The sequence below is a fragment of the Acinetobacter sp. YH16044 genome (genome assembly GCF_013417145.1).
Classification (GTDB): domain Bacteria; phylum Pseudomonadota; class Gammaproteobacteria; order Pseudomonadales; family Moraxellaceae; genus Acinetobacter; species Acinetobacter amyesii.
In genome coordinates this window covers 77,734-103,143 of record NZ_VPEK01000009.1, presented here as the reverse complement: position 1 = coordinate 103,143, position 25,410 = coordinate 77,734, and the positions used below count along the sequence as shown (strand labels likewise).

Sequence of the window (25,410 nt, the reverse complement as noted above, 5' to 3'; positions counted from 1 at the left end):
AAATATTAAAGTGACGGAAAATAGCAAGTAACTTGGACCAGTGTTGATCATTTAGCATTGTTCGAGGCATAGCGAGTGTAAAATTGGGTTTGGCGATTTAATTTTACTATCTCGCTATTTTTTTAATCAACAAATGTCAACAGACCCTAAACTAGATATTTAAAATAATTATAATTTGGATGACTTTCGACATAGACATAATTCTGTTTTTGATAGAATTTTGCAGCATTTTTAAGCTCAGTATTTAAGCACAGTGCAGAAAAGTGTTTTTTTGCACCCTTTTCCAATTCCACCAATAGCTGCTTACCCACGCCATGCTGACGATACTGCGGATGCACATAGAAACGGCGAACTCGTCCAATCCGTTCTTCTACACCAGTATCACCCCATTGCTGATTTAAACCGCCACAAGCAATTAATTTATCGCCATCATAAGCAAGCAATAATTGCTCACCCGTTTGGTCAAAACGATTTTTACCACTTTGATATTCTTCAATTAAACGGTGTATAAATGTATAGCCTTCATGCTGCGCCAAAGCAGCAATATTTTCGATTTGAGCAGGAAGTTGCTCTGCTGGACGAATCGTAATTTCCATATATTCACACTTTTAATCTGTTATCTATTTATGATGACCAAATCATCTTGATTCAGTCTGAACACCCTATAGCTCTATAAAAGTAAAATTTTTCGATTTGCACAATAGCAAAGCTGATTAAAACGGCAACTAATTCAAAAAAAATGTAAAAATATAATGGATTTGCCCGATTTTTATACACACTTGTCCTTTAATTGAATTTTTTTCAACAAACTACAGCAATCCTGAGCATTCGTGTAAACTTAGCACTTTCATTTTTTTGATGTGAACATACAACATGGCAACTGTTGACCTTTTTGCAATTGGTAATGCACTTATTGACCAAGAATTTAAAGTCTCTGACGAATTCCTAATTCAACACAATCTGCAAAAAGGTACGATGCAACTGACAGATGGCGATACTCAAGCAGCCCTTTATAACAATCTAAAAGCCACTCAAGAATATAAAGGTCAAGCTTCTGGTGGTTCTGCAGCAAATACAACGGTTGCTTTTAGTGCTTTAGGCGGAACTGCATTTTATGGTTGTCGTGTCGGCAATGATGACTTAGGTCAAATTTACCTAAATGGTTTAAACGACGCTGGCATCCAAACTGCAACTCAATCAATCAGTGAAGGTGTAACTGGCACATGTATGGTATTGGTCAGCCCTGATTCTGAACGTACGATGCATACTTACCTCGGTATTACTGCGGAATTGACTGATAGCCAAATTGATTTTGGCAGCTTAAATACTGCGAAATGGTTATATATCGAAGGTTATCTTTCAACATCAGACAGCGCACGCCTTGCGGTAAAACAAGCACGCCAAATCGCCAAAGCCAATGGTGTACAAATTGCATTGACCTTATCTGATCCAGCAATGGTGCAATATGCACGTCAAGGTCTAGATGAATTACTCGATGATGGCGTGGACTTATTGTTCTGTAATGAACAAGAAGCACTGATGTATACAGAAACAGATCATTTAGATGCTGCACTTACGAAATTGCAATCACTAAGCAAACACATTGTCATTACATTAAGTGCCAAAGGTGCCTTAATTCATAATGAAGCCGCAACATTTACCGTGCCAGGTCGTAAAGTTACCGCAGTAGATACCAATGGTGCTGGTGATGCTTTTGCTGGTGCTTTCCTATATGCACTCAATGCAGGTCATGACTATCAAACGGCTGCTGAACTTGCCATCTTGATCTCAAGTGAAGTTGTGGCTCAGTTTGGTCCACGCCTAGCAGTTGAAGACTATGCTCAGCTTTTACAATCATTTCAGAAGGAATGTGCTTAATGTTTAAAATTTGCATGACGGATGATGTGCCTGAACGTGAAGCACGATCATTCGAAACGCCTGAAGGTGAAACGATTTTTATCACCCAACGTGATGGCATGTTTTACGCTTATCAAAATAACTGCCCACACTTGCACGTGGAACTTGAGTTTCTTGAAAATCAGTTTCTAGATCGTGACCAAGAGTTTATTGAGTGCTCAACACACGGCGCACTGTTTATGGTCGACTCTGGGGAATGTATTTCTGGCCCATGCCAAGGTCAAGCCCTTGAAAAAGTGAACATTAACGTGCATTCTGACGGTGGAATCTACCTCACAGAAGAATAAACACTGGAATACAACCATGTCCGCATTTTTAACAGACTATAACTTAATACCCTTTCATTTAAGTTTATTGGCCGTACTGTTATTGGGCATGGTTGAAACCATTGGCTATTACATCAATATTAGTCCTAGCCAAGTTTTGAAAAGAATTGCCCCACAGCGCATACAAGAATTGGCATTATTGAATGTCAAATTTTCCAAGACTCTGATTTTGTTCTTTCTACTGATGAATTTTAGCTTTGCAGGCTATGTACTTCAGTTCTGTATTCACGCTAAAGAAGGTCAATTCGTTCCCGCTTATTATCTTATTTTACCTGCGTTGATTATTGCCATATTCTTTACGGTATTTATGATTCATTGTTTGGATCAGGTTGTACCGCCCAAATATAAAAAACAAACCGTTAACCTACTGGGTCGTCTAGCAACCATTTCAAGTGGAAATGCCCGTCCCGGCTTTTCGGCTCAAGCGCGTGTGCGTGATGAGTTTGGTCAACTACATTATGTGCAAGTTGAACCAGAGTTTGGTGAGTTAGAATTTCAGTCAAAAATCATTTTGATTCGTCAAAAAAAATCACACTATATTGGCAAAAAAATCAGTGTGTCGAACCGTTTATTTAATCCATCTTAGCGTCACATTGTTATCATTTTTCAAATCATAAAAAAGCCAGAATTCTCTGGCTTTTATTCAATCTAATACCATCAAATAATATTGTGATTAACGCTTAAGAAAACCTGAGACCAAATTCATCACTTGTTGAATATCAGCATTCGCTTCTTGCTGATTGGTTTGTCCAGCTTGTGGCGTCAATGAGTCAATAATTTGTGGCAATACCGTTGAAATTGCACTATACACATCTTGTTTCTGAGTTTGTGTTTCTTGTGCAACTTGCTCCACTTCGGCATCATCAAATAAATTTTGTACTTGTTGATTATTCACAGCAGCATTATCGCCAGGGCCTGTAGATACCCAATCATCAACCTGACTGCTCAAGCCCTGTCCACGTAATTTATCCAAAGCACCTTGTAGGCCACCTTGTTTTTGAATCCAAGCCAGCACCAGAGGTAACACTGCTACTAAAATGGTTGAAGCATTGCCACCACTACTACGTTGCTGCGGCTGCGCTGCACCACCTAGTTGGCCCAACACAGAGCCAAGAATTCCACCCAAACCACCCGCTTGGTTTTGAGCATTGTCTTGGGTATTTTGAGTGCCTGCATTTGCACCCAATTGACCCAGCACCGAACCTAAAATACCGCCCAAGCCACCTTGTTGATTTTGATTGTTTGCACCACCAAGGGCCTGCTTTGCTAAAATCTCAACAATATTATTTAAATTTGTCATTTTATTTTTCCCAGTGAAACCTAGATAAACTTAATTACAGCATACGTGGGAAAAGACAAATTTTTCATAAATGTTTGTTAATTTTTTGCAATTTTTCACAGGCTAAGTATTTGTTACCAACGGAATTTATCCCAGTTTTCAGGATTTGCCCAAAATTTAGAGTTAAACCAATCTGGAATATGTTTATAAGTCAAAATATTAAACTGCCATAAAGCAAAATCACTTTCATGCGTGGTTTTATCAATGAGCTGAGTAAAGCCTAAAGCACGTAATAATTGTTCATCGTGTAATTTACTCACCACCACGATGCGTTTAGCAAATAGGTCTCGTAATTTTACCAACATCTGCGTTTTCTGCTGCTGATCCAAACTCAACATGGTTTCAGTATCAAGAATCACAAATCCAAGGTCAAAACGCTGGGTAAAAGGCAGATTTAAAAACTCAGTTACGTTAAAATGTTGCCATTGAATTGGATGAAATTGATTGTATTGCTCAAGATCTTGACCAATGCAGATTGCGGTTGAAATGGGCTGCTCTTTTGACAAATCGTCTAGCATAGAAGTGATGACATTTTGTTCAGCCATTGACCGCATCCTTAATAATGAAGTGAGTATTCGTATGGAACTACAAGGCATTTGCCATAAAATGCATGCAGGTCTTAAAGACCTTAGTGTAACTGATCAACATACACACAAGGCAAATGTTGAGTATAAATTTATTCTAGATCGCTCAGAAGTTGATCTACCGTTTAGCCTTGGCCAAGAAATTGAAATCGAAGCCACGGGAAATATCTACTGCATTTCTTGCGGCGCAAAAACGCCTAAATCGTATTCACAAGGTCATTGCTTCAAATGCATGAAGACTAAGGCTTCTTGTGATATGTGCATTATGAAGCCTGAAACCTGTCATTATCATCTCGGGACTTGCCGTGAGGATGATTTTGCCCATGAAGTTTGCTTTCAACCGCATATTGTCTATTTAGCCAATTCGAGTGCCCTAAAAGTGGGGATTACCCGCTTGGGTCAAATGCCTACACGTTGGCTAGACCAAGGTGCGACGCAAGCTTTGCCTATTATGAAAGTTGGTTCACGTCGCTTATCTGGTAAGCTTGAAGTCATGTTTGGTACGCAAGTGGCCGATAAAACCGATTGGCGTAAATTGCTCAAAGGTGAAGCAGAACCAATCAACCTGATCGAAATTCGCGACCAATTGGTAGAAGAATTCGCACCAAAAATTCAAACCATTCGCGAAGAATTTAGTCAAAACTTAGAGTTTAATGAAACTGTTGAACTGCTAGAAGATGAGTTGCCACGCCAATTTATCTACCCGGTAGAAGAATATCCTGAAAAAATCAAATCGCATAATTTGGACAAAACACCGATTATTCGCGGAAAATTACAAGGGATTAAAGGTCAGTATCTGATTTTGGATACCGGTGTGATTAATATTCGAAAATACACTGGCTATGAAATTAAAGTACGTACTTAAATCGACTCAAAGTATCTAATTAAGTTTAAAAAAGCGAGATATTTCTCGCTTTTTTACACCTACTCTACCAATCTGATTCATTGAACAGTTGAAAGAAACTTTAAATATGGCAACGCCATTAACTGCTCCGCTTCTAAGATTGGCATATGACCAACATGGTCTAAAATCAGAGGCTTTTCGGCTTTTTTAAATAAGCTTTTCAGTTCTTCTACCACTTCAACATTGATAATCTGATCTTGCTTCCCCCAGATAATGAACACAGGTGCATCAATGCCTCGTGCAGCCAAAGCAAAGGACTCTGGTGTATACAAGGTGGCCATTTTTTGCAGTTGCTCCACCATTTTATTGGTTTGCTTAGACTGAACTATCATCAGCTTTTCTTGCCCAGTTTTTAATTCTTGTGGAATAAAAGGCGGAGATTGCATCACGATCTTCATCACGCGATCAAAATCACCAGTTTTTCTGACCACTAGCTCTGCAAGCTTTGCCGTATCTTTTAGATACGCTGTATTGCTCGACTTAAAGACACCAGCCGAATCCACCAACAATAAAGATTTCACTTCTAAGGGATACTGAGCGCTATAGAGCATGGCAATTGCACCACCCATCGAATGCCCTGCGATATGTAAATTTGGATCAAACTTTGCAGCATCAATAAATCGTCGTAATTTTTCAGTTAAATTTGGAATTGATAGATCAAATTGATCTGCGACAATAGTTTCTCCATGTGCTGGCAGATCTGGAATAATGACATGATAATTGGGCGTTAAATAACGGGCAACTCGGTTCCAATTATCACGCGTGCCTGACAAACCATGCAGCAACAGTAGCGTCGGTTTTCGTGGATCTCCTCCTTCACTGTATGTCCATTCGATTTCATTATTTTTGACTTTTTTACTACTCAAGCCCGCCCAAGCTCTTTCCTGCTCTAAAACTTTTTGAAAGTTTAGTTCTGCAGCTTGAATACTACTGGCAACGCAAATCGTTAGTAGCATCTGTATCATGTGTTTAAAATAATGATCCATCCATCGCAATAACGGGTTCTTTAAACGTTTACATTGAGGCATATACAGAGATATCATCCACTTAATCCTTTGTCGTGATGAGTTATTTTTTTCATATTATTTTTTGAGAACACCAATCTACGATGCTAGAGTCAATATTTCATTTGCCAAATCTTTTAAATAAAAATTATATCTGTCAATTTAAACCAAAAAAAACCAGCTCGGAAGCTGGTTCATATTTCTAAGCAAGCCAATCAGACGGTGTCAGTGGAGCTTCAATGAGTAAGCTTGGATATTCAAGCGCAGGAAGTATAGCGGGCGGATTTGAAACGTCGCTGCCCAATGCGATCAAATCCTGTTCATCGGTGTGCAATACAATTGGGACTTCATTCGCATCCTGTAAAAGCGTATCTAGATTGATCACAGATTGAATCGGCTCAATTTGACTGTCATTTTGGTTTTCACTTTGCTCATCACTTGCCAATAAAATCTCTGTAAGTTCAACAGATGATTCAGGTTGTGCAAGAAACAGTTTAGCTATTGAGATTTCAGGCGATTGAACACCACGACTGTCCTCCGCCACGATTGTTGCAAAGCCACCATTTTGAATCGGGTTATCCATCGACCAAAAACCACTTTCATTGGCATACGTCACGTACTCTTGACCATTGGCTGTCACAATGATTTTAGCCTGTTGAAATGCATTGCCTTCGAGTTTTTCAGTATTTAGCGTCACTTCTGGCGCCGGCAGTAGATAGCTTGGATTTTCAGGCGAGGTCTGAATAAATGGAAATACCAAGCCAATCGCAGGAGATTGCTGACCAAATTGATCTTCCACAACAATCATCAACATGCCACCATTTGCCACTGGATTTTCTATTGACCAATCACCATTTTCATCGACCTGAATACGATAGACCGCTTGATCCGACTAAATCACAACAGTCGTATTTGGTGCGGCAGTACCTGATATCACCGCGCCAGACTCTAAAATCGTAACAGCTTGCGGTAAAATGATTTGCGCTGTATGCAACGCCTCAGAACGATTACCGTCCTGATCAATTGCCACAACACTTATTGCACCTGTGGTCGTTAAAGGATTGAGCATCGACCAATCGCCATTTACATCAGCAACTGTTATAAACTCTTGCTCACCATAGGTCACAACCACCGTATTTCCTGCATCAGCTTTACCAACCAAATATTCGCCTTTTTCAATTATTTCCGGCATCTTGGGTAGCACACTTGGCTCTGCAATTGGAGCAATCATTATTGCCTCTGAGCGTAAGCCATGATGATTTACCGCATAAATTGTGGCAACTCCACCATCCTTCAGTGGATTATCAATCTGCCGATGTCCTTGTTTATCCACTTTGACACGTGTAACAGTTTCACCGACCGAAATGATCACCCATGTTTTTGGCTCTGCCGTGCCAGTTAAAAGGTCATTTAGTCCTGTCACTTCTGGTGTTGAGGGAATATGCTGATGCTGTGATTTTCCCTGAATCAGCAACTGCTTTATTTCAACTTGTCCCAAAATGTTTTTTAAAATACCGTTTAAATCTCTCATCTTTTGCATAATACCCTCAAATCACATCATTATATTTATTTGGGAAAATGCCTTCCCAAACTCAATTTAAGAGAATTATTTAAATAGTCAATTTTATTTAATCTTTGTTTTTAAAAGTTTTTCTTAAAGTGTGATGCATTAAACTTAAACATAAAAAAACCAGCTCGAAAGCTGGTTTTTTTTAAAGCTGCCTTAATTATTTAATTTTGGCATGATCTTTTAGATAACGTGTGTAGTCATCAAATTCTTGTTGACCACGAAGCTGTTGATAAAGTTTTGTTAACTCATCTAACTGCTCACCCGTTAATGCCGCATCAGATTGTTTGTTCACTGCAGTCACAGCAACCACAACCAATTCATTTGGTAGATTAGTCGTAGTAACAGACCAATGACCTGCTTTCGGCGCTTTTACACTAAATGCAGCACGTTGAATTTCGCGTTTTAACAAACCATCCGCACGAGTGAATGTACCCGCATTTTCAAAGTTTAAACTGCCTTTTGCAACTGAAGCAGCAGGTTTTGCAGCAAACTCTTTTAATGTCGCTTGAATCTGGGCTTTTGCAGCATCAGACGCTTTCTTTTCAATCAACTGAGTTTTCACATGCGCTTTCGCTTCAGCTAAGGTTTGAACACCCGCAGCATGATAGTTACGCACTTTCACCCAAACCACATCACCGTTTTTCAACTGAATGCTCGATGAAACATTACGTTCACCATTTTTAACATCATCGTTAAACAATTTAACTTTGACGTTTGCATCACTTAAAACTGGATGTTGCGATGCTAATGTTAAGCCATTCAATGATTGTACTTTTACGCCTTTCACTTCTTGACCCACGACATCAAGGGCATCACTGCTCACGACCATGTCATTGAGGCTGTTTACAGTGTCAGAAAAAACATTGGCTTTTTTCGAAGCAGCAACTTCAGCTTGTAGACGTGCCTTTTCCTGTTCAAATGAAGCCACTTTTACAGCTGGTGCCACTTTTTCGATCAAGTGATAACCACTGTCTGTTTTCACTGGAGCAGTCACTTGACCAGCTAGAGCACCTTCAACTGCTGCATCAAATGCATCACCAAATACACCTTTTTCATAAGCAACCAGTTCACCACCTTTTGCTTTAGATTCCGGATCTTCAGAGAATTGCGCTGCAGCTTGGTCAAAGCTTAAACCCGCTTTAATTTTAGCTTGAACACTTTCAGCCAGTTTTTTAGCTTCGGCATCTGAACGATTGTCCGCAGTGATCATGATGTGCTTAACGAGTGGTTTAACTGACTTCTGTGCATTCTCAACAAAGCTGTTATACGCTTCTTTCAATTCAGCATCAGTTGCAGCTTCTACTGGTGCAGTAATATTGGCAGGTGTTAATACGACAAAATCTGCATCAACACTGGTTGCTTGCTTAAATTTGTTTTTATGCTGCTCATAATAAGCCGCAATTTCAGCATCAGATACTTTTACATTTTTCTTGTAATTTTCAAGATTAATGCTCGCCAACTGAATACTACGTTGTTCCGTTTGTAAGTTCGCAATTTGCAAGATATCAAGCTTACTCACCAATGCATATTCCATAAATGTTGTAGACAACATTTTTAAAGCATGGTCTTTACGTAAATTATCAATGAATGTGCGATTCGTCATACCAATCGATTCGAGGTATCGCGCAAACGCTTCATCAGAAAATTGACCATTGACTTGAAAGCTTGGCTGTTGATGAATCATTTGCACAATTTGTGCATCACTCAAGCTAATGCCTAATTTATCAGCTTGTTGCAATAGCAATTGGCGTGAAACCAAAGTATCCATCGCTTTATTGCTAATGAAATTTTGATTCAATAATGTTTCATCACCCTGAGCATATGCCAGATATTGTTCTTTTAATGAGTTCGTCAGTGCTTCGAGTTCTTTTTGAGAAATTTCAGTACCGTTTACAGTCTTTGCTGCATCTTTAGATCCACCACTAAAATATCCTTCAATACCTACAAGTGCTAAAGGGGTCAAAAACAAAACGAGCAAGACCTTGCCCAGCCAACCCTTAATGACTTTACGAAACGATTCCATAAGTATTCCAATATTTTATTTGCGGTGAATTTTAACCGAAAACCCGAGATGAATGAATGCGATATATCAATTAATCACATTTACCAATAAAAAACGCGCCAAATAATGGCGCGTCTCATGTGCTTAATAAGATTAAGCTACAGAATCTTTCAAGCCTTTACCAGCTTTGAAGCTAGGAACTTTGCTTGCTTTGATTTCTAAAGTCGCACCAGTTTGTGGGTTACGACCAGTACGTGCAGCGCGTTCTTTAACGCTGAAAGTACCAAAACCAACTAAAGTAACTGTATCACCAGCTTTCAATGCATTGGTAACTGCAGCAATTGTAGCATCTAAAGCTTTACCGGCATCGGCCTTAGATAATCCCCCATTTTCGGCAATTGCATCAATTAATTCTGATTTATTCATGAAAATTACGTCCTCTTAATATCGTTTATTTAAGGTTCAAGAATTTGTATAAAACGCCATAACGCCTTTATAGCAATGCTTTAGGGTTAAACGCAATACTCCTCAACCTCTTTTTATAGAATTTTTTGACGAAAAAAACCTTGAAAATTCGATAATAGTAAAAAAGTTAGTGTTTTTTTAGTATTTCGGCCCTCAGTTGGGCATTTTCTTCGGCCAATAGGTCAACTTTAGTATGTAATTGAAGTATAAGCCTTTCTACGTGCTGTAAATCCTTTACAGTCACCAATCCTAAACGGTTTAAGGAATGATTAACACCATTATCTAAAATTTTTTCTACTTTATCTTTCGTATCAGTTACAGATTCTTTGGCTTTTTCTGAAACTTTTTCGACAGTTTGATCTGCAATATCAATCGTTTTGGACTCAAGCTCCTCTCCAACTTTGACTAAAGAGTCAAAAAGCTTATTTCCTTCACCCTCAGCACGTGAAAAAGCACCTAATCCAGCCAACCAAATCTGTTTGGTATATTTGCGAAAATCCATTTTAGAGCGACGGTCAGAATGACTACGTACGCGAGTTTTAGCCGGCTTTTCTGCTTTTTCTTGTGCATCATCAATTATGCTTTCTGTATTTTCCATAATCCGCACTTCTCCTGATTATTTTATGTGCACAGCAACATGTGATTCTTCATTTTAACAACATAATAGCAAACATATGACTTGATAGATTGATTAAACTGTTCTACAAAGCTGGTGAATTACCAACTTTTTGGTATATTCTAAGTTCCTCTAGAGCAGGATGCTCAGTTTCCAGTGCTTTCAGATTTTAACAAGGACATTTTTTTTATGAGTGATACGCAACAAACACAAGCTCAACCACATTTGTTGCTTACTATGACCCTGATTGTTTTAGAAACGATTTTTACTTTCATTTTAAAACATGACCGTGTTGTAGCATTACAAGCTAAAAAATTTGTTGATCAAAAAGTCGCACTGAAAATAAATAGCTACATCCCTTATTTTGACTTTTATGTTCAGTTTACTGAGCACGGTATTCTGTTCGACACGAAATCTCCAGATAAAGCCATCGACCTTGATGTCCGCACGACATTAATGGATTTGGTGAAAATTTTTGTATTTGGTAATCGTAAAAGCATCAAAACCATGCGGATCGATGGTGATGTGGTTCTGAAAGATGAATTTCGCGATCTGGTTTCATCATTTAGTGTGCCGAAAATTTTATCTGACTGGAAACACTGGCTGTCTGAACCTGTCGAAGAAAACGATATCGTTGCGTCTAAAAAACGTATTGCCCCACTTTTAGAAAAAATTGAACAGCAACGCTCTAAAATCAACACACTGCAAGTTGAAGTTAAACAATACAAAAACCGTATTAAGCGTATCGAACGCCGTCAAAAGCGGATTAATTTCGCTTTTAGTCTAATATCTGTTCTTTTAATAACGTTATTAGTGTATAATGTGTGGTTCAAATAAATATATAATTTTTCAGACAAAATAAAACAAATAAACAATCTCAAAAAAACTTGACTATTTTAGTCAGGATTCATAAAATCTGCACATCTAGACTTAACATGTGTATCGAATCATGCGCTTAACAACTCGCGGTCGCTACGCAGTGACTGCTCTACTTGATCTAGCTTTGCAGCCAACTGAACAAACGATCACTCTTGCAGAAATTGCAGCTCGTCAAACCATTTCAGTGGCCTATCTTGAGCAGTTATTTGCAAAATTAAAGCGTCACGGCTTAGTTTCCAGCATCCGTGGAGCAAACGGTGGTTATCACCTTGCTCGTAGTGCTGAAGACATCACTGTTTTGGAAATTATTGAAGCTGTAAATGAAACAGTTGATGCAACCCGTTGTGACCACAAAGGCAACTGCCAAAATGGTGCAATGTGCTTGACTCATGATTTATGGCAGGAACTCTCCCACCACATTGCCGATTATCTTGCAAAAATCACCCTTGCTGACCTTGTAGCACGCGATAACGTTCAAACCGTATCTATTCGTCAAAATTCAGCAAACTTTGATTCAGCCCTTTTATCGGTTACAGGTATTTGACATGAAGCGTCCTATTTATCTTGACTATGCAGCAACTACACCTGTAGACCCTCAAGTCGCAGAACGTATGATGGAATGTCTAACGTTTGACGGTACTTTTGGTAATGCAGCTTCTCGTTCTCATGCTTACGGCTGGCAGGCAGAAGAAAAAGTAGAATATGCACGTGAACAAGTTGCTAATCTAGTAAAAGCTGATCCACGCGAAATCGTTTGGACTTCTGGTGCAACTGAATCTGACAACCTTGCGCTTAAAGGTATTGCTCAGTTCTATGCATCTAAAGGCAAGCACATTATTACAAGTAAAATTGAACATAAAGCAATTCTTGATACTTGCCGCGAGCTTGAAGAAGAAGGCTTCGAAATTACTTATCTTGAGCCAGAAGCAAAAACAGGTTTAATCACACCTGAAATGGTTCAAGCAGCCCTTCGTCCAGATACAATTCTTGTATCTTTGATGATGGTGAACAATGAAATCGGTACAACTACAGATGTAGCTGCAATCGGTGAATTGACTCGTGCAAACAAAACTTATTTCCATGTAGATGCTGCGCAAGCTGCTGGTAAAGTAGAAATTGATCTTTCAACAATGAAAGTTGATTTGATGAGTTTCTCTGGCCACAAAATCTATGGTCCTAAAGGTATTGGTGCTCTTTATGTACGTCGTCAACCACGTGTACGTATTAAAGCGCAAATGCACGGTGGCGGTCATGAACGTGGTATGCGTTCAGGTACGCTAGCGACTCACCAAATCGTGGGTATGGGCGAAGCGTTCGAACTTGCAGGCAAAAACTTACATGCCGAACAAACTCGTATTCGTGTACTTCGTGACAAACTTTGGAATGGCTTGCAAGGTCTTGAACAAGTCTTCCTGAACGGTCACCCAGAATACAACGTTGCAAACTATCTAAACGTCAGCTTTAACTTCGTTGAAGGTGAATCGTTAATGATGGCACTTAAAGATTGCGCAGTATCTTCTGGTTCTGCATGTACATCAGCAACTTTAGAACCATCCTATGTACTTCGTGCATTGGGTCTTTCAGATGAATTGGCTCATAGCTCGATTCGTTTCAGCTTTGGTAAATACACCACTGAAGCCGATATTGACCATGTACTTGAAATTACCAAAGCAGCAGTTGAAAAACTACGTGATCTTTCACCGCTTTGGGATATGTACAAAGAAGGTATCGACCTTAATTCTGTAGAATGGGCTGAACACTAATTCATCCCGGTGAGATAGCTTTTATTTTAAGGCTATCTCATTGATTAACGTAATTTCACCCCCATATTAATCTTAAGGCTGACCCCGAGGTTTGGAGAAGCGTCATGGCTTATAGCGAAAAAGTAATTGATCATTACGAAAACCCTCGTAATGTTGGTGTTTTAGACAAAAATGCAGAAAACGTTGGTACAGGTATGGTCGGTGCACCAGCTTGTGGCGATGTTATGCGTCTACAGATCCAAGTTGATGACAACGGCGTAATTGAAGAAGCTCGCTTCAAAACTTACGGTTGTGGTTCAGCAATTGCATCTAGCTCATTAGTAACAGAGTGGCTAAAAGGCAAAACTCTTGATGAAGCTCAAGCAATTAAGAACATTGATATTGCAACTGAACTTGCACTTCCACCAGTAAAAGTACACTGCTCTGTACTTGCTGAAGATGCAATCAAAGCTGCTGTAGAAGACTACCGTAGCAAGAAAGTAAAAGCTTAATTGTTTACGTGTTTTAAAAAAGATTAACGGAGTTTTCATGATTCATTTAACTGAAAATGCTGCAACTCATATCAGCAATTACATCAAGAATCGCGGTAAGGGTGAAGGCATTCGCGTTGGCGTGAAAACTTCTGGCTGTTCTGGTTTAGCTTATGTACTTGAGTTTGTCGATGATATTGACACGCATGACCAAGTATTCGATCAGTTTGGCGTAAAAGTATTCGTTGACCCAAAAAGCTTAGTTTATCTCGAAGGTATGGAGATGGACTATGTGAAAAATGGATTAAACGAAGGTTTTGAATTTAATAACCCAAATAAAAAAGGCGAATGTGGCTGCGGCGAATCGTTTACGGTTTAAGCCTTTTCCACACTCCTTTTTCGCATTAAAACAGTGTAAAATTCACTGTTTTAATTGCATTTAAAGCAACACTTTTTGCACCTCTATTGCGGACACCATCTCCCATGAATCATTTTGAGTTGTTTAACTTACCTGTAGCACTCGATATTGATTTAGCAGTTTTAAAAGCTGAATTTTTAAAGTTGCAGCAACAATATCATCCAGATAAAGCCGAAGACAAAGATCTAGCCCTGATTAAATCCAGTGAGATTAATCAAGCATTTAAAGCTTTATCCAATGTTGATAGCCGCGCTGCATATCTATTAAGTCTCAAAAAACAAGATTATCACCTTGATCAATCAATTAGTGATTTTGAGTTCCTACAAGATGCCTTAGAAATTCGTGAACAGTTAGATGAGGCATGCTCTGCTGATGACCTCACTTCACTTAAAACTGAAGTTCAGCAATGGATAGACGGTTTGGTTCGTGAATTTAAGATTGATTATGACGACGAAGACTGGGCAGAAGCACGTGATACCGTACGTAAATTACGCTTCTTCCAAAAAGTTATGGCTGACATCGATAAAGCTGAAGATCGCTTCTTAGACGACGATAGCTTTGATTTAGACGATGATTTTTAATTTATTTTTTATATTTGACGTTCAAAGGATGTAACACACATGGCTCTCTTGCAAATTGCAGAACCTGGTCAATCAAGTGCGCCGCATGAACACCGCATTGCAATTGGTATCGATCTTGGGACTACACACTCTTTAGTAGCCACGGTACTTTCTGGTAAAGCGAAAGTGCTTAACGATGAGCATGGTCGTGTGTTACTCCCTTCTATTGCACACTATGGCGAATCCACTACGCAATATGGTGACGACGCAAAGGCATTCTTAACGACTGATCCTAAAAACACCATCGTTTCTGTAAAACGCTTTATGGGTCGCTCTAAGGCAGATATCAAATTCCAGCATCCGTACAACTTAGTCGGTGAAGCGAATGAAATGCCTGCTTTTGAAACTGCACAAGGTCGTAAAACACCCGTTGAAATTTCTGCAGAAATTTTAAAACAGCTTAAAGACCTTGCAGAAAGCAGCTTAAATAATCCTGTTAATGGTGCTGTGATTACTGTACCTGCCTATTTTGATGAAGCACAGCGTCAAGCAACGCGTGATGCGGCTCAGCTTGCAGGTTTAAATGTACTCCGTCTATTAAATGAACCGACTGCTGCTGCAGTGGCTTATGGCTTAGACCAAGACACCAATCTTGCACATGATCAAAACTATGTGATCTATGATCTGGGTGGTGGTACTTTTGACGTTTCAATTTTACGTTTCTCTCAAGGCGTTTTTGAAGTTCTAGCAACGGGTGGCCACACGGCGCTTGGTGGTGATGACTTAGACCGTCTGATTGTAAAATGGGCAAAAAAACAACTGAACATTGAAACTTTAGATGATGCTGAATATGCGCATTTCATTGTTTCTGCACGTAAAGCAAAAGAAGCTCTAACCGAGGCTAAATCTGTAGAGCTTAAAGTTCTTGATCAATCATTGACTTTAGACCGCCCTACTTTTGAATCAATCATCAAAGTTGCTTTGGATAAAACCATCAGCGTTTGTAAACGTGTCATGCGTGATGCCAAGCTTGAGCTCAGCGATATTCAAAATGTGGTATTGGTCGGTGGTTCTACCCGCTCGTATGCTGTACAAAAAGCCGTTCAAGATGTCTTCAATCAAGAACCTCTTTGCACCATAAACCCTGATGAAGTTGTTGCCATTGGCGCGTCGATTACAGCGAACCAACTTATTGGTAACTCTAAAGATGGTTCACTGCTTTTAGACGTCACGCCGCTTTCTTTAGGTTTAGAAACCATGGGCGGTTTGGTTGAGCGCCTTATTTCGCGTAACACAGCCATTCCTGTGGCGCGTCGCCAAGAATTCACAACCTATCAAGATGGTCAAACAGCGATGTTGATTCATGTTGTACAAGGTGAGCGTGATTTGGTTGAACATTGCCGTAGTCTAGGTCGTTTTGTACTTCGTGGTATTCCACCGATGACTGCAGGTCAAGCACGTATCGAAGTGACTTTCCAAGTTGACGCAGATGGTTTATTGACGGTGTCAGCCAAAGAAACCACTTCTGGTGTGCATGCTCAAATTGACATCAAACCTTCTTATGGTTTATCTGATGCCGACACTGAACGCTTACTGATTGATGGTTATAAGTTTGCTGAAGAAGACAAAAACTTACGCCATCTTCAAGAAACCAAAGTGGAAGCAAAACGTGAACTTGAAGCACTTGATCAAGCACTTAAAGTGGATGCTCAACTTCTCAGCCAAGAGCAACATAGTTCCCTCACTGCAGCACGCACTGTTTTAGATGCTGCACTTGAAACGACAGATATTAAAGCTATTGAACATGCTGTAGAACAGCTTAAAATACATAGCGATGCATTTGCTGCAGCTCGTATGAATCAGCACATTGATGCCGCATTGAAAGGCACAAAACTCGATGACTGGTCAAACTCAAATTAATTTATAGGTCAAGATTATGCCACGTATTAAAGTACTGCCTCACGCAACAATCTGCCCAAACGGCGCTGAGTTTGAAGTCGAAGCAAATGCTAACCTTTGCGAAAGCATGTTAAAAAACGGCATCAAAATTGAACATGCATGTGATATGTCTAAAGCATGTACCACTTGCCATGTGGTTGTACGTAAAGGTTTTGATGGTCTAGATGAAATGGATGATGTCGAAGCAGATCTTCTCGATCGTGCTTGGGGGTTAGAACCAGACTCTCGTCTGTCATGCCAAGTAAAAATTGAAGATGAAGATTTAGAAATTGAAATTCCCAAATACACCATCAACCATGCTTCAGAAAATCATTAATTTATAGATAATTTTCTATAATCAAAAAGCCAGTTCATCGTAACTGGCTTTTTATGCATAAAACTATTCAACAATTCAAAAAAAAGAAGACGTTTTGATAAAAGAATGAATTGAGTTATTTTTACAATTTAAGGCAATACGATTAGATCTAATTTTTATAATGTATATGTGAAATTAAGAGTGAGATTCAGTTTTTTTGACTTCTTCGATCACTTCGTCTTCTAAATTCAGTTTAACAATACCAGCAGAGTTGGTCATTTTTTGCTGAGTTTGTAAGCGTTGAATCATACGTTCTAAAACATGTATTAGTTCAGGATATTCAAAGTTTTGTACTTCATCTAAGTTCAACAATAGATTAAAGCCTTTATATTCGTAATCGAACCAACGTTGATAATCTGTTTTCTGTGAGGTGTATTTTTCCATCACTTGCCAAGTACGTACTGGGCCTTTGATGCCTTTTAAGAAGATCGGTGCTTTAGGTGCACATAAATAGTCATTTTTCACTAAATGATGCGTATCGTCTGAAATCAAAATTTCATCGACTTCGGCCGCACTTTGCAATCGTGCAGCCAAATTCGCATCACGACCCACGATGGTATATGCCATACGGTGAGCTGCACCATAGTTCCCAACGTGGCAATACCCTGTAGAAATACCCATACGAATGTGTAGCGGCGGATAACCCATTTTAATCCAGCGTTCACGCAGTAACTTCATTTGCTGACGCATGACCATTGCCATCTCTAAACAGGTTTTTGCATCTTGCTCTACGCCTTGGCTATGTGGATCACCAAAGAAGATTAGAATTGCATCCCCCATAAATTTATCGACAGTCGCTTCATACTGCTTGGCAATTTCAGTCATATGACTCAAATAGTCATTGAGTAGAAATGCTAAATCGTCTGGGATTAATGTTTCAGAAAGCTCGGTAAATCCTTGGATATCTGAAAAGAAAATCGTGAGTTTTTTACGTTTATATTCGATTTTAGCTTCAGACTCACCTTTCATAATCGATTGCCAAAGTTGCATTGGCGCATAACGACTCAGCTGATTGGCGAATTCCATATAACGATTCATCTGATCATAATAATGGTTCTTTTTATTACTCAAAGACTGAACTTGGGTATGTTGATAAAAAGTCCCCACACTGAAATATGTAATTAAGCACAGAAAGCCAAGAACGGTTAATTCACTACTGGTCGATTCAAAATATTCTTGAAAACCAAATATATAAATATTACATAAATAGAATACAGTGACGCCTACAATCCCTGCCAACGACATCATTAAGAAATTGATCTTGTTATAGATTGTTGTGTATAGCAGCGCAAAAACCGCAAGAAAGGTTAAAACAAGACTTAAATGTACCGCAGACATCAGTACAGCAATAACGATGATATCGATCAGAAACAGCACATTGCGTTTAGTTTGATTGCTATATCGATAAATTAGCCAATGAGAAAACTTAGGAACGACTAAAATCAGAAAAAATAAAAATGCAGGAATATAGATTTGATAATGCGTATCTGGCTGAGTGTAATGATAGACAACAATCACCAAAGACAGCATGATATATCCCATCAAACGATGAAAATATTCAAACTGTTTAGGCTCTTTGCTGATTAAATTGTCTAACGGCACTCGATCGCCCCCATACGGACACTCATTCTTCTACTATCCTGATATTGTCCGTAAATCGGGATTAGTCCATACGCCAATCGAAAGGCATATCGCCTTGACCACGTAGTGCAAGCATTAGTGTTTGGCGCATATGTGCCAAGACATCATTGTTATAAGGAACTGCTGGCGTACCCCAAACTGGTTTCGGCCAAGCTACATCATTTTGATAACGAACAACATGATGAAAATGTAATTGTGGAACCATATTACCCAATGCAGCTACATTCATTTTGTCTGCACGGAATACACGTGACAATTGGCTTGATAACCAGCTTGATTCACGTAAAAACTGCTCTTGGTCTGCCTGACTTAATTCATAAAGCTCTGTAATTCCCGGAACACGTGGAATCAAAATAAGCCACGGGAATTGCATATCATTCATCAAACGACATGTTGACAGAGGAAAGTCGCCTACATAAAACGTATCTTGAGCAAGTTGTGGATGTAAACTAAACATATCTTTATAAATGATGCAAAATTAGAATGATGGCTAATACTATCACATCCTTATGGGTGTGAATATTCTGTACAGAACGTTTCATTACAAATAAACCGCATTTGAATAAAACGTTGCTTGCTTATGACTCTAATAAATTTTTCAAAAAAATCAAGCGTTTCTTCTATATAAAAAACACGCATAAAAATCTACTCATTCTAAACAAGCAATTTATACGCCAAATCTAGTGATTTGGCGCTAATTCCTTCAGTAAACTGTCTAATAAGTCATTTATAAATTGAATGCGTTTGTCATATTCTTCGAGCATGACCATCACTTTTAGACGCTGTCCACCTTCCATTCGGAAGAAAGTCGGATGCTTTTGCATCATTTGGATGATGGATATGGCTTGAACTGGTGTATCTGGCGAGAACTCAATACTGCCGCCATGTGAGCTGATATCAATTTTAGTAATACCCAATTGTTCCGCTTTTAAACGCAACTGATGGACAGAGAATAACTGCTTAACTGCTTGTGGTGGTAAGCCAAAACGATCGATCAACTCCATACGAATGTTATCGAGTTTCTCTTGAGTATCCGTATTACTAATGCGTTTGTAGAACAATAACCGTTGATGTACATCACCTAAATAATCATCTGGAATTAAGGCTGGCATATGCATGCTAATTTCAGCCGTTAATGATAATGGTGAGTCAAAATTAGGTGTTTTGCCTTTTTGAATGGCTTTGGTGGCTTTTTCAAGCATTTCCATATATAGACTATAACCGATGGTTTGCATTGAGCCACTTTGCTGTTCACCCAGCAACTCACCTGCACCACGAATTTCTAAGTCTTCTGTAGCCAACATGAAACCCGCACCCAAAGTCGAGGCACGCGAAATGGCATCTAGGCGTTTTTCAGCATCACCCTTTAAGCCTTTGAGCGAAGGTACAAGTAAATAGGCGTATGCTTGATGGTGCGATCGACCAACACGACCACGTAATTGGTGCAACTGCGCAAGCCCCAGTTTATCTGCACGTTCAATCAAAATGGTATTGGCGTTTGGCACGTCAATCCCAGTTTCAATAATGGTTGAACACACCAGCACGTTATATTCTTTGTGATAGAACTGCTGCATGATTTGCTCTAGCTCACGCTCACGCATTTGACCATGTGCTACCGCGACTCGTGCTTCAGGAACCAATTCACGTAAAGTCTCTGCCGTGCGTTCAATGGTCTCGACTTCATTGTGTAAGAAATACACTTGCCCGCCACGTAATAGTTCACGCAAGATGGCTTCTTTAATCGAATCCCCAGTGTGTTCTTGCACAAAAGTTTTCACGGCAAGACGACGTGCAGGTGGCGTTGCAATAATAGATAGATCACGCATACCACTAAAAGCCATATTCAGCGTACGTGGAATAGGCGTTGCAGTTAGCGTTAGCATATCAACATCGGCACGTAAAGCTTTAATTCGCTCTTTATCACGCACACCAAAACGGTGCTCTTCATCCACGATCATGAGACCGAGATTTTTAAATTGCACACTTTCCTGCAAGATTTTATGTGTGCCAATCACGATATCCACTTTGCCTTCTGCGAGGTCTTCAATGGTTTTGGTATGTGATTTTGATGAACCAAAGCGTGATAGGACTTCAATACGTACAGGCCAGTCCGCAAAACGGTCTTTGAAAGACTCGTAGTGCTGCTGCGCCAACAACGTGGTTGGCACAAGTACAGCCACTTGTTTGTTATTTTGTACTGCCACAAATGCAGCACGCATGGCCACTTCTGTTTTACCAAAACCGACATCACCACAAACCAAGCGATCCATCGGCTTCGCTTGTTGCATGTCATACAGTGTCGCTTCAATAGCATTGGCTTGGTCTAAAGTTTCTTCATAGGCGAAGCCACTGGCAAACTGCATATACAGACTTTGATCCAGTTCAAATCCATAACCCGGCTTCGAGTGACGACGGGCTTGAATATGTAAAAGTTCGGCCGCCACATCATGGATTTGCTCTAAAGCCTTGCGTTTGGCTTTAGACCATGCATCTGTGCCCAATTTATGTAATGGTGCTAGATCTGGGTCACCACCACTGTATCGGCTAATTAAATGTAGGTTTGTTACAGGGACATACACCTTAGCTGCATCGGCATAGTCTAACTGCAAAAATTCATGGTCTTGCTCATCGATACTCAAGGTAATTAAACCTGCATATCGCCCCACACCATAATCAATATGAACCACAGGTGCGCCAATACTTAGCTCGGTTAAACTACGAACAAGGAACTCTTCTGATACTTCCTGTTGGCGTTTACGACGACGTTGAACCACACGGTGTTCATAAAGCTGATTTTCAGAAATTACACTGAGCTTGTCAGTTAACAATAAACCACGATCTAAGGGCGCATTGGTGATCGCAATCGCATGCATAGAATGCATAAAATCATCAAAACTTTCGACCGTTGGGATATCACCCAAACTTGGACGCAATGCATCTTTTAAAGTTTCACGTCGACCAGCGCTTTCAGCCACCAAAAGCACTGGATAATTTGCCGCATCTATATATTGCTTAACCGCAGAAAATGGCTTTTCACGTTTTGGATCGACAGGTAAACGGGGTGGAATCTCAGCTGCAAGATTGATCACGCCATTGCGTTCATCAAAAGCCTCAGGCGAAGCCACGATACGACGACAGAGATTTAATTGTTCTAACACTTGATTTGGTTGTAGGAAAATCTGCTCTGGCGGCAAAATCGGTTGGTCGACATTATGACGACGGTCTTCATAACGACGCACAATGTCTGACCAAAACTGAATCAATGTGTCATCTATGGCTCTGTCTGTAATGACAATGCCATTCTCAGGTAAGTACGAAAACAGGGTACTTTGCTCTCTCATGGCTTGTTCAGAGAAGAACAACGGAAAATAAAACTCAATACCCGGTGAAGCTATACCATCTTGTACATCTTGATAAATTGGGTTTTTCTTTGGATTTGCTGTCGGAAAATTTTCCGCATATCGATCACGAAACAGTGAACGTGCTTCTTTTAATGGAAATTCTTTTGCAGGTAAAACCGTAAAATAATCTAAGTTTTGGGTGGTTCGCTGAGTTTCAGGATCAAAGAATTTGAGGGTATCGATTTCATCATCAAATAAGTCAATACGAATCGGTGAACTTTGCCCCGAAGCGTAAATATCCATGATGCTGCCGCGTACTGCAAATTCACCATGATCATAAACGGTATCCACCAAGTGATAGCCCGCTTGTACTAATCTTAATTTTTGTTGTTCGATATCAAATTTTTGACCCACTTTAATATCAAAGTGTTCACCTAATACCCAAGATGCCGGTGCAACTCGCTGCGCTAAAGTTGTTGCTGAAACCAACAACACACCTTGCTGTGGCATATTGGACAAAATCGCCAAGCGTTCAGAAACAATGTCTTGATGTGGCGACAGCCGGTCATAAGGTAAAATTTCCCAATCTGGGAAAATAGTTGGCTTAATTCCGTAAAATTCCAGCTCACTTTCTAACTGCCCGAGATGCTGATTATTACGTGCAACAATCACAAACAACTGTTTGGATTGTTTGCTAATTTCTTTAAATAATAATGCAGCAGATGAGCCTTGTAAGTTTCCGACCCACCGCTTTTCGCCAGCTTTAAGCTGTTTAAGATTGAGTTGTGAAATTTCTTGCTGGAACATGATGTAAATAGCTTTTAATGTTTTAATCACTTGGTGATCATATTAACACGATGCTTTTTACATTCCGAGATTTAAGCAACTATATACAGTGTTTTAACCAATATGGATTTGCGATTGTATTTTCTATTGATGAGTACCCTTAACGCACCCATCAAACTCAAACACTGCAGTCCATTCACTTACTTACGATCACGGATGAATTGACGATAATAATCATTCAATAGTTTGACATAATGTTTAAATTGCAACAGATTTTCTTCAGTATTGCCTAATCGTGCAACAAAGCGTTGATTTGCAATTTCCAAGTCTATTTTTTCATTGATAATCATTGCAGTCGCATAGAGCTGTTTTAAATCATCGAAATTTGTCATTTTTCTATTCGACAAATATTCCATACGTTCAGACAAAGTATTTAAAACTACGCCTTCAATGATATAGCCCTGAGTTTCATCATATTGAATGTGGTATTGTTCTAAGTAAAGTTGCTCAGGCGACTCTTTAGCGCCTTTGAATAAATCGACTAACTTATTAAACATCTGACTATCTACAACATGATAAAAAACCTATTGTACTTCGATTACATCCTTTTTTGGGCAAGTTAAAGCTTTTCTGACTTTATCTATGCACTAAATTTTTCATCCAAACCTTCATGACTATATATAGAACAATAATTACAATCCTAAGCAAATATAGCGTTTTATTCTCAACCTAATACTTTCTTTTAGAAATCTAAAACATCACTGCCATCAGATTAGTTTTCTAGATTTACCACTAATTTCTTCAAATAAAAAACGAAGGATTAACCTTCGTCATTTACTCATCATTTACTATTTAAAAGTCTTAAATAAGCATTTAACTCACTTGAGCGAGTGGCATACTAAATGGTGTCACTTCAGAAACTAAATTTTCAATCGAGAAAATTTCATCCAATTGACTTACAGTTAACAGCTCTTGCTCTAAAACCACTTGGCGAATGGTTTTATTTTCGGCAATACATTGCTTACCGATTTCATCACATTTTGCATGACCTAAATATGGATCAAGTAAGGTCACAATACCTACACTACGCATCACAGCATCAAAACATGCTTGCTCATTTGCCTGAATCCCTTGAATACATTTGCTGTCTAATGTTTTTACTGCATTCACCAAAAGCTCAATCGATTCATTCATGGACAATGCAATCACAGGCTCCATGACATTTAATTGTAATTGCCCTGCTTCTGCAGCCAAAGTGATGGTTAAATCATTCCCCATTACTCGAAATGCAATTTGGTTGACCACTTCTGGGATCACGGGATTGACCTTTGCAGGCATGATCGACGAACCTGCTTGTAACTCAGGTAATCGAATTTCCGCTAAACCTGTACGTGGCCCAGAACTTAAAAGACGTAAGTCATTACAAATTTTAGAAAGTTTGACAGCTAAACGTTTTAAGCAACTCGATAATAAAATAAATACGCCACAATCGCTGGTTGCTTCGACATAGTCTTCTGCACCTTGCAATTTTAGACCGGTCAAATGAGCTAGATTTTCAACGGCCTTGGCTGCATAACCCGCAGGAGAATTCACGCCAGTGCCAATTGCCGTCGCACCTAAATTAATTTCCAATAGAAGCTGTCGATTTTGCTCAATCAACTTCAAATCTTCTTTTAATAATGTTGCAAATGCTCGGAACTCTTGCCCCAAAGTCATCGGAACTGCATCTTGTAACTGTGTACGCCCCATTTTGATGACATGTTTAAACTCATCAGCTTTGAGATGTAAGCTTCCTATAAGTTGATTTAGCACCACAAATAAAGCATTAAAAGCACTATATGTCGCTAGACGCAGCGCTGTTGGATAGACATCATTAGTCGATTGTGACTTATTGACATGGTCGTTGGGATGAATCCTTTGATAACTGCCTTTCGCATCTCCGAGCAACTCAAGGGCAATATTGGCAATGACTTCATTGGCATTCATGTTAATAGAAGTGCCTGCTCCACCTTGATAAATATCAATTGGAAATGAATCTGCCCATTGTTCAGGATGAACAATCAATGCATCACACGCCTGCTGAATCGCTTGGCGAATATCATCTTGTATTAAGTTAAATTGATAATTGGTTTCTGCTGACGCTTTTTTTACCTGAGCAATAGCGCGTACAAAGTTTAAATTTTGTCCGACATGCTGCTTTGATATTTGAAAGTTTTCGATGGCACGCAATGTATGTATACCGTAATAACATGACTGCGGGACTGCTTTATCCCCCAATAAATCATGCTCTATTCTCGTTTTTTCCATTTGAACCGTTGTCACTGCGCATTCCCTCTAATTACGCACCAAGACTGTGCATACCTCATATTCGACCTGTTCAAATCATCTCACTACAGATGATGTGATGCACATTTGCAACCAAATATTTCAAATGCACATTTCTTGTTCACTATGTAACATTGTGTAATTTTTACCTAATTTCATTAGTTCTCTTTTTGTGATGAAAAGTCT

The 25,410-nt window shown here is 39.3% G+C and carries 26 protein-coding genes; 12 read left to right on the top strand and 14 right to left on the bottom strand.

Annotation, left to right across the window (positions count from 1 at the left end):
• Positions 1 to 146: 146 nt before the first annotated feature.
• On the bottom strand, positions 147 to 596 hold the full coding sequence (locus FTV38_RS07965) for a GNAT family N-acetyltransferase (protein ID WP_078188654.1): 450 nt from the start codon (positions 594 to 596) through the stop codon (positions 147 to 149).
• Between the two features lie 277 nt (positions 597 to 873).
• On the opposite strand from FTV38_RS07965, the gene FTV38_RS07960 reads away from it, so the two are divergent.
• From FTV38_RS07960 to FTV38_RS07950, 3 genes are read left to right on the top strand one after another with little or no spacing between them, the layout of a single operon-like run.
• The gene (locus FTV38_RS07960) at positions 874 to 1,878 is read left to right on the top strand and encodes an adenosine kinase (RefSeq protein ID WP_180004657.1); all 1,005 of its coding nucleotides are present in this window, start codon (positions 874 to 876) and stop codon (positions 1,876 to 1,878) included.
• The gene (locus tag FTV38_RS07955) at positions 1,878 to 2,204 is read left to right on the top strand and encodes a Rieske (2Fe-2S) protein (protein ID WP_180004656.1); all 327 of its coding nucleotides are present in this window, start codon (positions 1,878 to 1,880) and stop codon (positions 2,202 to 2,204) included. Before FTV38_RS07960 ends, FTV38_RS07955 begins: the two co-directional genes overlap by 1 nt.
• Positions 2,205 to 2,220: 16 nt before the next feature.
• Positions 2,221 to 2,829 (top strand): OB-fold-containig protein, encoded by a 609-nt coding sequence (locus FTV38_RS07950; RefSeq protein ID WP_168378601.1) that lies wholly within the window; start codon positions 2,221 to 2,223, stop codon positions 2,827 to 2,829.
• 87 nt (positions 2,830 to 2,916) lie between these two features.
• Here FTV38_RS07950 and FTV38_RS07945 read toward each other — a convergent pair whose 3' ends face one another.
• Both FTV38_RS07945 and FTV38_RS07940 read right to left on the bottom strand, forming a co-directional pair.
• Positions 2,917 to 3,543, bottom strand: coding sequence for a YidB family protein (locus FTV38_RS07945; RefSeq protein ID WP_180022149.1), 627 nt, complete (start codon positions 3,541 to 3,543; stop codon positions 2,917 to 2,919).
• Between the two features lie 113 nt (positions 3,544 to 3,656).
• A complete protein-coding gene (locus tag FTV38_RS07940) occupies positions 3,657 to 4,127 on the bottom strand; it encodes a DUF6231 family protein (protein WP_078188659.1) in 471 nt (156 codons plus the stop codon).
• A gap of 34 nt (positions 4,128 to 4,161) precedes the next feature.
• On the opposite strand from FTV38_RS07940, the gene FTV38_RS07935 reads away from it, so the two are divergent.
• Entirely contained in the window at positions 4,162 to 5,031 is an 870-nt protein-coding gene (locus FTV38_RS07935) for a DUF2797 domain-containing protein (protein ID WP_180022155.1), read from the top strand.
• 77 nt (positions 5,032 to 5,108) lie between these two features.
• On the opposite strand, the gene FTV38_RS07930 is transcribed toward FTV38_RS07935, so the two are convergent.
• From FTV38_RS07930 to FTV38_RS07905, 6 genes are all read right to left on the bottom strand, one after another.
• Positions 5,109 to 6,026, bottom strand: coding sequence for an alpha/beta fold hydrolase (locus FTV38_RS07930; RefSeq protein WP_373887009.1), 918 nt, complete (start codon positions 6,024 to 6,026; stop codon positions 5,109 to 5,111).
• 250 nt (positions 6,027 to 6,276) lie between these two features.
• Positions 6,277 to 6,888, bottom strand: a complete 612-nt coding sequence (locus FTV38_RS07925) for a hypothetical protein (protein WP_180022148.1) — start codon at positions 6,886 to 6,888, stop codon at positions 6,277 to 6,279.
• Positions 6,889 to 6,966: 78 nt separating this feature from the next.
• A complete protein-coding gene (locus FTV38_RS07920) occupies positions 6,967 to 7,614 on the bottom strand; it encodes an Ig-like domain-containing protein (RefSeq protein WP_180022147.1) in 648 nt (215 codons plus the stop codon).
• Between the two features lie 187 nt (positions 7,615 to 7,801).
• A complete protein-coding gene (locus FTV38_RS07915) occupies positions 7,802 to 9,667 on the bottom strand; it encodes a SurA N-terminal domain-containing protein (RefSeq protein ID WP_180022146.1) in 1,866 nt (621 codons plus the stop codon).
• A gap of 132 nt (positions 9,668 to 9,799) precedes the next feature.
• On the bottom strand, positions 9,800 to 10,072 hold the full coding sequence (locus FTV38_RS07910) for an HU family DNA-binding protein (protein ID WP_078188662.1): 273 nt from the start codon (positions 10,070 to 10,072) through the stop codon (positions 9,800 to 9,802).
• Between the two features lie 166 nt (positions 10,073 to 10,238).
• Complete coding sequence (locus FTV38_RS07905; protein ID WP_180022145.1) at positions 10,239 to 10,709, bottom strand: phasin family protein; 471 nt, start codon at positions 10,707 to 10,709, stop codon at positions 10,239 to 10,241.
• Positions 10,710 to 10,916: 207 nt separating this feature from the next.
• Here FTV38_RS07905 and FTV38_RS07900 point away from each other — a divergent pair, with 207 nt between their 5' ends.
• The 8 genes from FTV38_RS07900 to fdx all read left to right on the top strand — a co-directional run bounded on the left by FTV38_RS07900 (position 10,917) and on the right by fdx (position 17,092).
• Positions 10,917 to 11,564: a hypothetical protein gene (locus tag FTV38_RS07900; protein ID WP_180022144.1), complete on the top strand. Its 648-nt coding sequence runs from the start codon at positions 10,917 to 10,919 to the stop codon at positions 11,562 to 11,564.
• A gap of 112 nt (positions 11,565 to 11,676) precedes the next feature.
• On the top strand, positions 11,677 to 12,150 hold the full coding sequence (locus tag FTV38_RS07895; RefSeq protein WP_078188665.1) for an Rrf2 family transcriptional regulator: 474 nt from the start codon (positions 11,677 to 11,679) through the stop codon (positions 12,148 to 12,150).
• Position 12,151: 1 nt separating this feature from the next.
• A complete protein-coding gene (locus FTV38_RS07890; protein ID WP_078188666.1) occupies positions 12,152 to 13,369 on the top strand; it encodes an IscS subfamily cysteine desulfurase in 1,218 nt (405 codons plus the stop codon).
• Positions 13,370 to 13,473: 104 nt separating this feature from the next.
• Complete coding sequence (gene iscU / locus FTV38_RS07885; protein WP_078188667.1) at positions 13,474 to 13,860, top strand: Fe-S cluster assembly scaffold IscU; 387 nt, start codon at positions 13,474 to 13,476, stop codon at positions 13,858 to 13,860.
• A gap of 37 nt (positions 13,861 to 13,897) precedes the next feature.
• Entirely contained in the window at positions 13,898 to 14,218 is a 321-nt protein-coding gene (gene iscA / locus FTV38_RS07880) for an iron-sulfur cluster assembly protein IscA (RefSeq protein WP_078188668.1), read from the top strand.
• A gap of 104 nt (positions 14,219 to 14,322) precedes the next feature.
• Positions 14,323 to 14,838, top strand: a complete 516-nt coding sequence (gene hscB, locus FTV38_RS07875; RefSeq protein WP_180007824.1) for a Fe-S protein assembly co-chaperone HscB — start codon at positions 14,323 to 14,325, stop codon at positions 14,836 to 14,838.
• 39 nt (positions 14,839 to 14,877) lie between these two features.
• Positions 14,878 to 16,737 (top strand): Fe-S protein assembly chaperone HscA, encoded by a 1,860-nt coding sequence (gene hscA, locus FTV38_RS07870; protein ID WP_180022143.1) that lies wholly within the window; start codon positions 14,878 to 14,880, stop codon positions 16,735 to 16,737.
• A gap of 16 nt (positions 16,738 to 16,753) precedes the next feature.
• Entirely contained in the window at positions 16,754 to 17,092 is a 339-nt protein-coding gene (fdx, locus tag FTV38_RS07865; RefSeq protein WP_078188671.1) for an ISC system 2Fe-2S type ferredoxin, read from the top strand.
• Positions 17,093 to 17,266: 174 nt separating this feature from the next.
• On the opposite strand, the gene FTV38_RS07860 is transcribed toward fdx, so the two are convergent.
• The 5 genes from FTV38_RS07860 to aspA all read right to left on the bottom strand — a co-directional run bounded on the left by FTV38_RS07860 (position 17,267) and on the right by aspA (position 25,221).
• A complete protein-coding gene (locus FTV38_RS07860) occupies positions 17,267 to 18,733 on the bottom strand; it encodes an adenylate/guanylate cyclase domain-containing protein (protein WP_180022142.1) in 1,467 nt (488 codons plus the stop codon).
• A 61-nt stretch (positions 18,734 to 18,794) separates the two neighbouring features.
• Positions 18,795 to 19,229, bottom strand: coding sequence for an HIT domain-containing protein (locus FTV38_RS07855; protein WP_067762788.1), 435 nt, complete (start codon positions 19,227 to 19,229; stop codon positions 18,795 to 18,797).
• Between the two features lie 223 nt (positions 19,230 to 19,452).
• Positions 19,453 to 22,920: a transcription-repair coupling factor gene (mfd, locus tag FTV38_RS07850; protein WP_180022153.1), complete on the bottom strand. Its 3,468-nt coding sequence runs from the start codon at positions 22,918 to 22,920 to the stop codon at positions 19,453 to 19,455.
• A 179-nt stretch (positions 22,921 to 23,099) separates the two neighbouring features.
• Complete coding sequence (locus FTV38_RS07845; protein WP_180022141.1) at positions 23,100 to 23,456, bottom strand: hypothetical protein; 357 nt, start codon at positions 23,454 to 23,456, stop codon at positions 23,100 to 23,102.
• Positions 23,457 to 23,772: 316 nt separating this feature from the next.
• Positions 23,773 to 25,221: an aspartate ammonia-lyase gene (aspA, locus tag FTV38_RS07840; RefSeq protein WP_180007828.1), complete on the bottom strand. Its 1,449-nt coding sequence runs from the start codon at positions 25,219 to 25,221 to the stop codon at positions 23,773 to 23,775.
• Positions 25,222 to 25,410 lie beyond the last annotated feature (189 nt).

Bases quoted from the DNA above. Each gene is read 5' to 3' on its own strand.
- FTV38_RS07965 (WP_078188654.1), bottom strand. From the start codon at position 596: ATGGAAATTACGATTCGTCCAGCAGAGCAACTTCCTGCTCAAATCGAA.
- FTV38_RS07960 (WP_180004657.1), top strand. From the start codon at position 874: ATGGCAACTGTTGACCTTTTTGCAATTGGTAATGCACTTATTGACCAA.
- FTV38_RS07955 (WP_180004656.1), top strand. From the start codon at position 1,878: ATGTTTAAAATTTGCATGACGGATGATGTGCCTGAACGTGAAGCACGA.
- FTV38_RS07950 (WP_168378601.1), top strand. From the start codon at position 2,221: ATGTCCGCATTTTTAACAGACTATAACTTAATACCCTTTCATTTAAGT.
- FTV38_RS07945 (WP_180022149.1), bottom strand. From the start codon at position 3,543: ATGACAAATTTAAATAATATTGTTGAGATTTTAGCAAAGCAGGCCCTT.
- FTV38_RS07940 (WP_078188659.1), bottom strand. From the start codon at position 4,127: ATGGCTGAACAAAATGTCATCACTTCTATGCTAGACGATTTGTCAAAA.
- FTV38_RS07935 (WP_180022155.1), top strand. From the start codon at position 4,162: ATGGAACTACAAGGCATTTGCCATAAAATGCATGCAGGTCTTAAAGAC.
- FTV38_RS07930 (WP_373887009.1), bottom strand. From the start codon at position 6,026: ATGCTACTAACGATTTGCGTTGCCAGTAGTATTCAAGCTGCAGAACTA.
- FTV38_RS07925 (WP_180022148.1), bottom strand. From the start codon at position 6,888: ATGTTGATGATTGTTGTGGAAGATCAATTTGGTCAGCAATCTCCTGCG.
- FTV38_RS07920 (WP_180022147.1), bottom strand. From the start codon at position 7,614: ATGCAAAAGATGAGAGATTTAAACGGTATTTTAAAAAACATTTTGGGA.
- FTV38_RS07915 (WP_180022146.1), bottom strand. From the start codon at position 9,667: ATGGAATCGTTTCGTAAAGTCATTAAGGGTTGGCTGGGCAAGGTCTTG.
- FTV38_RS07910 (WP_078188662.1), bottom strand. From the start codon at position 10,072: ATGAATAAATCAGAATTAATTGATGCAATTGCCGAAAATGGGGGATTA.
- FTV38_RS07905 (WP_180022145.1), bottom strand. From the start codon at position 10,709: ATGGAAAATACAGAAAGCATAATTGATGATGCACAAGAAAAAGCAGAA.
- FTV38_RS07900 (WP_180022144.1), top strand. From the start codon at position 10,917: ATGAGTGATACGCAACAAACACAAGCTCAACCACATTTGTTGCTTACT.
- FTV38_RS07895 (WP_078188665.1), top strand. From the start codon at position 11,677: ATGCGCTTAACAACTCGCGGTCGCTACGCAGTGACTGCTCTACTTGAT.
- FTV38_RS07890 (WP_078188666.1), top strand. From the start codon at position 12,152: ATGAAGCGTCCTATTTATCTTGACTATGCAGCAACTACACCTGTAGAC.
- iscU (WP_078188667.1), top strand. From the start codon at position 13,474: ATGGCTTATAGCGAAAAAGTAATTGATCATTACGAAAACCCTCGTAAT.
- iscA (WP_078188668.1), top strand. From the start codon at position 13,898: ATGATTCATTTAACTGAAAATGCTGCAACTCATATCAGCAATTACATC.
- hscB (WP_180007824.1), top strand. From the start codon at position 14,323: ATGAATCATTTTGAGTTGTTTAACTTACCTGTAGCACTCGATATTGAT.
- hscA (WP_180022143.1), top strand. From the start codon at position 14,878: ATGGCTCTCTTGCAAATTGCAGAACCTGGTCAATCAAGTGCGCCGCAT.
- fdx (WP_078188671.1), top strand. From the start codon at position 16,754: ATGCCACGTATTAAAGTACTGCCTCACGCAACAATCTGCCCAAACGGC.
- FTV38_RS07855 (WP_067762788.1), bottom strand. From the start codon at position 19,229: ATGTTTAGTTTACATCCACAACTTGCTCAAGATACGTTTTATGTAGGC.
- mfd (WP_180022153.1), bottom strand. From the start codon at position 22,920: ATGTTCCAGCAAGAAATTTCACAACTCAATCTTAAACAGCTTAAAGCT.
- FTV38_RS07845 (WP_180022141.1), bottom strand. From the start codon at position 23,456: ATGTTTAATAAGTTAGTCGATTTATTCAAAGGCGCTAAAGAGTCGCCT.